Annotated in this window: 8 protein-coding genes and 1 pseudogene; 1 reads left to right on the top strand and 8 read right to left on the bottom strand. The window is 40.6% G+C overall.

Translation table 11 applies throughout. The features are described from left to right. Positions 1 to 289: 289 nt before the first annotated feature. The 8 genes from A2U94_RS16290 to A2U94_RS21905 form a co-directional block, all read right to left on the bottom strand. Positions 290 to 1543 (bottom strand): dihydrolipoamide acetyltransferase family protein, encoded by a 1254-nt coding sequence (locus A2U94_RS16290; RefSeq protein WP_025909224.1) that lies wholly within the window; start codon positions 1541 to 1543, stop codon positions 290 to 292. A 14-nt stretch (positions 1544 to 1557) separates the two neighbouring features. Beyond that, a complete protein-coding gene (locus A2U94_RS16295; protein WP_025909225.1) occupies positions 1558 to 2541 on the bottom strand; it encodes an alpha-ketoacid dehydrogenase subunit beta in 984 nt (327 codons plus the stop codon). Between the two features lie 13 nt (positions 2542 to 2554). Then, the gene (locus A2U94_RS16300; RefSeq protein ID WP_025909226.1) at positions 2555 to 3547 is read right to left on the bottom strand and encodes a thiamine pyrophosphate-dependent dehydrogenase E1 component subunit alpha; all 993 of its coding nucleotides are present in this window, start codon (positions 3545 to 3547) and stop codon (positions 2555 to 2557) included. A 21-nt stretch (positions 3548 to 3568) separates the two neighbouring features. After that, positions 3569 to 4990, bottom strand: a complete 1422-nt coding sequence (lpdA, locus tag A2U94_RS16305) for a dihydrolipoyl dehydrogenase (RefSeq protein ID WP_025909227.1) — start codon at positions 4988 to 4990, stop codon at positions 3569 to 3571. 20 nt (positions 4991 to 5010) lie between these two features. Further along, positions 5011 to 6111: a butyrate kinase gene (gene buk / locus A2U94_RS16310; RefSeq protein ID WP_035320423.1), complete on the bottom strand. Its 1101-nt coding sequence runs from the start codon at positions 6109 to 6111 to the stop codon at positions 5011 to 5013. A gap of 240 nt (positions 6112 to 6351) precedes the next feature. Next, a complete protein-coding gene (bcd, locus tag A2U94_RS16315) occupies positions 6352 to 7452 on the bottom strand; it encodes a branched-chain amino acid dehydrogenase (RefSeq protein ID WP_025909229.1) in 1101 nt (366 codons plus the stop codon). A 15-nt stretch (positions 7453 to 7467) separates the two neighbouring features. Further along, entirely contained in the window at positions 7468 to 8376 is a 909-nt protein-coding gene (yqiS, locus tag A2U94_RS16320; RefSeq protein WP_025909230.1) for a phosphate butyryltransferase, read from the bottom strand. Positions 8377 to 8605: 229 nt separating this feature from the next. Beyond that, positions 8606 to 8782: a helix-turn-helix domain-containing protein gene (locus tag A2U94_RS21905; protein ID WP_082823077.1), complete on the bottom strand. Its 177-nt coding sequence runs from the start codon at positions 8780 to 8782 to the stop codon at positions 8606 to 8608. A gap of 40 nt (positions 8783 to 8822) precedes the next feature. Here A2U94_RS21905 and A2U94_RS21275 point away from each other — a divergent pair. Then, positions 8823 to 8995: pseudogene (locus A2U94_RS21275) on the top strand (IS1595 family transposase); the annotation flags it as partial.

Raw genomic sequence — 8995 nt, forward strand, 5'->3', positions numbered from 1 at the left:
GACGAACACTAGCTGTTCCCATCTCTTTGATTTGTCTCAACACGTTCGTTCCATTGCGCTACGGTCACTCGCTTTCCGCGGGGAGGAACCTGAGCTTCCTCGCTGCGCTGCGGGATCTCCGTTTTCCCTCTCTTTCCCGCAGGAGTCGAGTGTCCTACGCTCCATTCCACCCTGTTTCCAACATTGTTTTCACAATCAATAAAAAAACCTGAACGATTAAAAGTGATGAACTCTCAATCGTTCAGGTATAGTAGAGGCTGACCTACTTATGTCTCAGTCTCTTTCACTTTTAGTAAATAGATGTATGTTCCTTGGACATCGATTCTAAAATTTCTTTAATGCGTTTTAAGAATCGACCACATACGAGTCCATCAAGCACACGGTGGTCAAGAGATAAGCATAGATTGACCATATCTCGAATGGCAATCATATTATTAATAACAACCGGACGCTTAACAATAGATTCCACCTGTAAAATTGCTGCTTGTGGATAATTAATGATTCCCATCGATTGAACGGAACCAAATGATCCCGTGTTATTAACAGTAAACGTTCCACCCTGCATGTCTGCCGCTTTTAATGAACCTGCTCGTACTTTTTGCGCTAATTCATTAATTTCGCGTGCAATTCCTTTAATTGTTTTTTCATCGGCATTTTTTATGACAGGTACAAACAATGCATCGTCTGTTGCAACAGCAATAGAAATATTAATGTCTTTCTTTTGAATAATTTCATCGCCTGCCCACATTGAATTGATTTCTGGGAATTCTGTTAAGGCTTGTGCAATCGCTTTGACAAAGAAAGCAAAGTACGTTAAGTTAAATCCTTCTTTTTGTTTAAATTCCGTTTTAATAGAATCACGATATGCTACGAGGCTTGTTACATCCACTTCAACCATTGTCCATGCATGAGGAATTTCGTGCTTGCTTCGTAACATGTTGCTGGCAATCGCTTTACGTACACCAGATACAGGAATGGCTTTATCACCAGAAGCCGTTGGAATAGGTTCCGACTTTTTCATATCTGCTTTTGGTGAAGGCGGTGCTGTTTTTGGCGCCTCCTGATGAACAGCTGAATCCCTTTGCGGACCTTTTTCAATTGCAGCCAGTACGTCTTTTCTTGTAATTCGACCACCTCCACCTGACCCTGTAAGTGTTTCAAGGTTAATTCCATGTTCTTGGGATAAACGCAGAACGGCTGGTGAATAGCGCTTTTTATTAGAGTGGTCAGCTGTATCTGGTAAAGAAACTTTTTCATTCGTTTCTTTTGGCGCATTTTGAGCTGTATCTGCTGAAGAAGCTCCTTCTACTTCAATCAAACACAGCGTTTCTCCAACTGGCAGCGTCTCGTCTTCAGCTGCAATAATTTCTTTAATCACACCCGTAAATGAAGATGGCACTTCTGCATTCACTTTATCGGTCATCACTTCTGCTAATGGATCATATTTATTAACCTGGTCCCCCACAGCTACTAGCCATTTGCTAATCGTGCCTTCCGTTACGCTTTCTCCAAGCTGAGGCATTTTGATTTTTTCAATTGCCACTGGAAACAACTCCTTTAAAATTCAGCTAATTCTCTCATTGCTTTTTCTACTTTATCTGGATTTACCATAAAATACTTCTCCATCGTTGGAGCATATGGCATAGCTGGAATATCTGGCCCAGCCAAACGTTGAATCGGTGCATCCAAATCAAATAAACAATGTTCTGCAATAATAGCCGCTACTTCACTCATGATGCTTCCTTCTTTGTTATCTTCTGTTACAAGAAGCACCTTACCTGTTTTAGATGCAGCTTCAATAATCGCTTCTTTATCTAATGGATAAACTGTTCGTAAATCTAATACATGAGCTGAAATTCCATCAGCCGCAAGTTTTTCAGCTGCTTGGAGTGCAAAATGGACGCAAAGACCATATGTAATAACAGTAATATCATCACCTTCGCGCTTCACATCTGCTTTTCCGATTGGAAGTACATAATCATCTTCTGGCACTTCACCTTTAATTAAGCGATACGCGCGCTTATGTTCAAAGAATAGCACCGGGTCATCATCGCGGATGGCTGCTTTTAATAACCCCTTCACATCATAAGGCGTAGATGGCATCACGATTTTTAAACCTGGCTGATTGGCAAACAACGCTTCAACTGATTGCGAATGATAAAGAGCACCGTGCACGCCTCCACCGTAAGGCGCACGAATTGTAATTGGACAGTTCCAATCATTGTTCGAGCGATAGCGAATTTTTGCAGCCTCTGAAACGATTTGGTTCACAGCAGGCATGATAAAATCAGCAAACTGCATTTCAGCAATTGGGCGCATTCCGTACATTGCTGCTCCAATTCCAACTCCAGCAATCGCTGATTCTGCCAGCGGTGTATCAATTACGCGCTCTTCGCCAAACTGCTCATATAAGCCGTTCGTTGCCTTGAATACGCCGCCTTTTCTTCCCACATCTTCTCCTAATACAAATACACGTGGGTCTCTCTCCATTTCTTCACGCATAGCCATTGTTACGGCATCGATATATGACATTACTGGCATTTTAGTTTCCTCCTCACTCACCGTATACGTATTTTAAAGCTGATTCTGGGTCTGCATATGCAGCATTTTCTGCATAGTCTGTTGCTTCATTCACAATTTTCATGATTTCTTCAAGCATTTCAGCTTCTTTCGCATCTGTTAGAGTCCCAGTTTCTTTTAAATACGCACCAAAGCGAATAATTGGATCATTTTTCTTCGCTTCTGAAATTTCGTCTGCTTCGCGATAAGCGCGATCATCATCATCACTTGAGTGAGCAGTCAAGCGGCTAGAAACCGTTTCAATAAGCGTTGGTCCTTCACCTTTTACTGCTCTTTCTCTTGCTTCTTTTACAACTTTATACACTTCTAAAGGATCATTTCCGTCTACTGTGTATCCAGGCATACCATAGCCAATTGCACGGTCTGATACCTTTTCACAACCAAGTTGCTTTTCTACCGGCACCGAAATGGCATACTTATTGTTTTCACACATGAAAATAACCGGTAATTTGTGAACGCCTGCAAAATTAGCACCTTCGTGAAAATCACCTTGGTTTGATGAACCTTCACCGAACGTTACAAATGTCACCAACTCTTTTTTCTCCATTTTCCCGGCCAAAGCAATTCCAACGGCATGAGGAACCTGCGTTGTCACCGGAGAAGACCCCGTTACAATGCGCTTCTCTTTATAGCCGAAGTGACCAGGCATTTGACGACCACCTGAGTTTGGATCTTCCGCTTTTGCAAATCCTGATAGCATTAAATCACGAGCCGTCATTCCAAATGCAAGGACTACTCCCATGTCTCGGTAATACGGCAACGCGTAGTCTTTCTCACGGTTTAACGCAAATGCTGCACCGACCTGCGCTGCCTCTTGTCCTTGACACGAAATAACAAAAGGTACCTTCCCAGCACGATTTAATAACCACATACGCTCGTCAATTTTACGAGCCAGAAGCATTGTACGATACATTTCAACTACTTGTTCATTTGTTAAGCCTAGTGCTTCATGACGATTTTCTGTCATCAGTTAAAACCTCCTTAATAATTAAAAATGAATGGCTTTTCCATCAACAGCAAGGGCTGCTTCACCGATTGCTTCGGATAAGCTTGGGTGTGGATGAATAGTATGAGCAACTTCCCATGGCGTCGCATCTAACACTTTTGCAAGACCTGCTTCTGAAATCATGTCTGTTACGTGAGGACCAATCATGTGAACTCCTAGTAGGTCATTTGTTTCATCGTCTTTAATAATTTTTACAAATCCTTCTGCTTCACCATATACAAGTGCTTTACCGATTGCTTTAAACGGCATTTTGCCAACTTTCACAGCACGACCTTTTTCTTTTGCTTCTTGTTCTGTTAAACCCACGCTTGCCACTTCTGGGCTACTATATACGCACTTTGAAATATTTTCATATTGAATTGGGAGCGGCTTTTTATCTCCTATATGTTCGACTGCTACAATTCCTTCACGAGAAGCCACGTGAGCCAGCTGAAGACCACCAATGACGTCACCAATTGCATAGATATGCGACTCTTTTGTTTGATAAAATTCATTTGTTTTAATAAAACCACTCTCAACAACAATGTCTGTGTTTTCTAATCCAATGCCTTCAACGTTGGCTTGTCTTCCAACAGATACAAGCATCTTTTCAGCTTCGTATGTACTTGTTTCACCATTCACTTCAGCTTTCACTTTGACACTTTTATCTACTTCAACGGTATCCGCTAACACTTTAGCAGAAGTAACTACCTTAATTCCTTTTCGCTGTAGCTGTTTTTTCATTTCAGTTGATATATCGTGATCTTCGGTTGGTAGAATACGATCACTGTATTCAATAATCGTTACCTCAACTCCAAAGTCAGCAAGCATTGAAGCCCATTCAACACCGATTACACCGCCACCAACAATCATAATAGATTGAGGAAGATTTTTCATTTGTAATGCTTCATCCGATGTAATGATAAACTCACCGTCAATCGTTAGCCCTGGTAATGTTCTTGGGCGCGAGCCTGTTGAAATGATTACGTTATTTGGTATAAGCATTTCATTTTCTTCACCGCTCTTTAGCTCAACTGAAATGGTTCCTGGCATCGGTGAAAAGATGGATGGCCCTAATATACGGCCAAAGCCTTCATACACATCAATTTTGCCTTTTTTCATCAGTCCTTTGACGCCGTTATACAGCTGTGTAACAACCAAATCTTTTCGCTCTTGTACACGCTCATAATCGAGTTTTACATCAGATGCTAAAACGCCAAAAGAGTCTGCTTTTTTTGCTGTTTGATACACTTCTGCACTTCGTAATAAAGCTTTGCTTGGGATACAACCTGCATGAAGGCATGTACCTCCCAGCTTTTCTTTTTCTACAATTGCAACACTTAAGCCAAGCTGGGAAGCACGAATTGCCGCTACGTAGCCGCCGGTGCCTCCTCCTAGAACTACTACATCATATTCCCTTGCCATATATTGTCACACCTTTCCTTTTAAAGTGTAGAAGAGTGAATATGCTCACCAGGATATTGCTTCGCTTTCTCTTCTTGTTTTAAGACGCGCAGTGCTCCTTCAGCCAGTGCTTGAAGTTCGTTTTCTCCTGGAAACACCGTAACATCTGCAATCCACTTTACGCGTTCAATAATTAAACTCACGAACATTTTTGAATAAGCAATTCCACCTGTTAAAATAATTGCATCGACTTTCCCCGCTAGCACAGCACTTGCTGCACCAATCTCCTTTGCAATCTGGTAAGCCATCGCTTCATACACTAATTTTGCTTTTTTATTTCCATGTTCAATAAGCTTTTCAACTTTTTGAACATCAGACGTCCCTAAATACCCAACTAATCCACCTTTACCAACAAGCATCTTCATAATATCTTCGCGATAATACTCACCCGAAAAGCATAAGCGGACAAGTTCTCCTACCGGAACGCTTCCCGCTCTCTCTGGACTAAAAGGACCGTCACCGTGTAAACCGTTATTCACGTCAATAACTCTTCCATAGTTATGAACACCAACAGTAATACCGCCACCCATATGCGTCACAATTAAATTCAACTCTTCGTACTTTTTATCGAGCTGAGCTGCAACTTTACGGGCTACAGCTTTTTGATTTAATGCATGAAAAATACTTTTACGCGCCATATGCGGGCTGCCTGACACCCTTGCCACATCTAATAGTTCATCAACAACCACAGGGTCGACAATAAATGATGAAATATTCAAGCCAGAACCAATTTCATACGCTAAGATTCCACCAAGGTTTGATGCATGATGACCTGCATATCCTTCTTTTAAATCTTTAAGCATTAACTCATTCACTTCATACGTACCACCTTCAATCGGACGCAATAATCCCCCACGTCCGCAGACGGCATTAAGCTTTGATAAATTAATCCCTTCTTCATCAAGCGCTTCTAAAATGGATTTTTTTCGAAATTCATATTGATTATAAATGGTTTCAAATACACTCAGTTCTTTTGCTTCATAGCGAATCGTGCGATCAAAAATCATTTGGTCATTGTGGAATACACCGATTTTCGTTGATGTCGATCCTGGATTAATGGTGAGTATTCGATAATCTTGCATAATTAACACAGAGCCTCCTAGCTGTATAAAGTTTAACTTCCATCAGTGAAAATTTTCTTCATCTCCACTGGTGATTAGTTAAACTTATCGGACCTTTACAGACAGCTGATTTCCCACTTCTTTTCTTTCTGGCCTCATCATCTTAAAAGGAAGGATTACTGTCCGTTAAGAGTGGAATAAAATATTGTTGCTTAAATGAAGCTAGGGAGCATATTCCTACAAGTCCCTAGCTGTTGGCTGTTAGCGAGAGCGTCTACTTAAAAGGTGATGTCCGTTTTGTAAAAATTGACTACGAGAGCGTCTTAGCTTCTCAATACGCTCTTCTGCTAGGCGATCTGCTGCTACATATGTTGGAATTCCGTCTCGCTTTGAAATTTCAATTACTTTTTCAATATTATCATAAATCGTTTCAACCTTTTTCAATGCGCGTTCGCGGTTATAACCAATTAATTCGTCCGCTACGTTAATTACTCCTCCAGCATTGATTACATAATCCGGAGCATAAATGATTCCCATCTCATGAATCATATCGCCATGACGCGCTTCTTTTAGCTGATTGTTTGCTGCTCCAGCAATTACCTTTGCTTTTAATTGTGGAATTGTTTCATCGTTAATTGTTGCGCCTAGCGCACAAGGTGCATAGATATCACATTCTACTCCATAAATATCCTGTGGGTCTACTGCTTTTGCACCGAATTCTTCAACTGCACGATGTACAGATTCTTTGTTGATGTCTGTCACAATGAGCTGTGCGCCTTCTTCATGAAGATGACGGCACAGGTTATATGCAACGTTTCCGATTCCCTGAACTGCGATTATTTTCCCTTCTAAAATATCCGTACCAAAAGCTTCTTTTGCTGCTGCTTTAATCCCGCGATAAACTCCATAAGCCGTAACTGGTGAAGGGTTTCCTGATGAACCAAATGCAGGTGAAACTCCTGTTACGTAATCAGTTTCTTGGTATACAAGGTCCATATCTTCAACTGTTGTCCCTACATCTTCAGCCGTAATATAGCGTCCGTTTAGCCCTTGAATATAGCGTCCAAATGCACGGAACATTTCTTCGTTTTTATCCTTCTTAGGATCACCGATAATAACTGTTTTACCGCCTCCCAAGTTAAGCCCTGCTGCTGCGTTCTTGTACGTCATGCCTTTTGCAAGACGCAGCGCATCTTCAATCGCTGCTTCCTCAGACTCATACGTCCACATTCTCGTTCCACCTAAAGCCGGCCCAATTGTTGTATCATGAATTGCAATAATTGCTTTTAACCCCGATTGCTCATCTTGGCAAAAAACTAATTGTTCGTAATCATACTGTTCCATATAGCTAAAAATTTTCATTGTTGTTTCCTCCTATCAATTATGTGTCGCTACGTTGATTGCTAACGCTAACGAATAAAGTTTACTTTCAGCAGAATCTACTCTTGACGTAAGTACGATTGGCGCTTTCGCTCCGGCAATAACAGCTCCAACCTTTGCTTGTGCAAAATAAATAAGTGATTTATATAAAATGTTTCCTGATTCAATCGTAGGTACTACTAAAATATCAGCTGCTCCAGCAACTTCACTTTGGATTCCTTTTTGCTCAGCAGCTACGTGACTGATGGCATTATCCAAAGCAAGAGGTCCATCGACAACACAGCCTTTTATTTGACCACGCTTGTTCATCTGTGTTAATAATGCAGCATCTGTGGTAGCTTCCATTGCTGGATTGACCACTTCAACAGCTGCGATTGGCGCTACTTTTGGTGTTGTTATCCCCATTGCTTTTGCAACACCAACCGCATTTTCAATAATTTGAACTTTCTCTTGAATACTTGGTGCAATATTCATTGCTGCATCAGTGACAATAATAGGTCTGTCATACCCCGGAACTTCAAAAGCAGCTACGTGTGATAGGACGTTTCCAGTTCGCAAACCGTTCTCTTTATGTAAAACAGCTTTAAGAATGGTTGAAGTTGAGAGGTGACCTTTCATAACAATATGCGCTTTATTCATTGCTACGGCATGCACTGCTTCTTGCGCAGATTGTTGAGGTGAATTAGTATGCACAATCGTAACTTCGCCCGTTTCCAAGCGTTTTTCAGTCTCTCGCTCTAAAATTGATTTAATTTTAGCTTCGTTTCCATATAAAACAAAACGAGCTAGTTGGTGCTCACATGCCTGGTTAACCGCTTCGAGAGTTTCTGCATCCTCAGCAGCAGCAACGGCAACTGTAACCTGTTTATTTGTTACACTTTTACGCATTAACTGTTTAAGTATCATGAAATGCTCGACCTTTCATGTTAGAGTTTGGTAAGAAAGAAGCTAGTAGCTTCACCACTTTTTATATTTGCAAGAACCATGCCAAATGTTGAGAACATTGAAGAATTCCTCGTTTTCTAACAAGTTCCCTTGATTAAGGCTGAAAACAATACGCTTTATTATTTTTTAGGATATACAATCGATTAATGAGCTCATTAAATCACGTGCAACATTTTGCATGTTGTGCATATTATTGCATGCCTATATTTGCAATTCCGTATTTTTCAAGCTTGTAGTAAAGAGCGCGAATTGATATATTTAGACGTTTTGCAGTTTTGGTTTTATTATAATCATGTTCTTTTAAAACGTGCAGTATAACATCTTTTTCATAGGCTGTTTTCGTATAGATTGTTGCTAAGAGAGGCATCCTATATAATAGAATAAAAGGTTGAATAGGGGTGTTACTAATGGCAATGGCTTGGCACGATATTTACAAAGACTTTTATACTCTTTCAAAGAATGAACAACTGGAAATGTTTAAAGCAATTAAGCAAGATTTATTTCCAGAACCAAAGAATGACATTTCTAAAATGGTTGGCGAAGTTCGTGAAACACGCTTTTCAAATGGATTAGCGTGTAT

It is taken from the genome of Bacillus sp. VT 712 (genome assembly GCF_001614195.1).
Taxonomy (GTDB): domain Bacteria; phylum Bacillota; class Bacilli; order Bacillales; family Bacillaceae_H; genus Priestia; species Priestia flexa.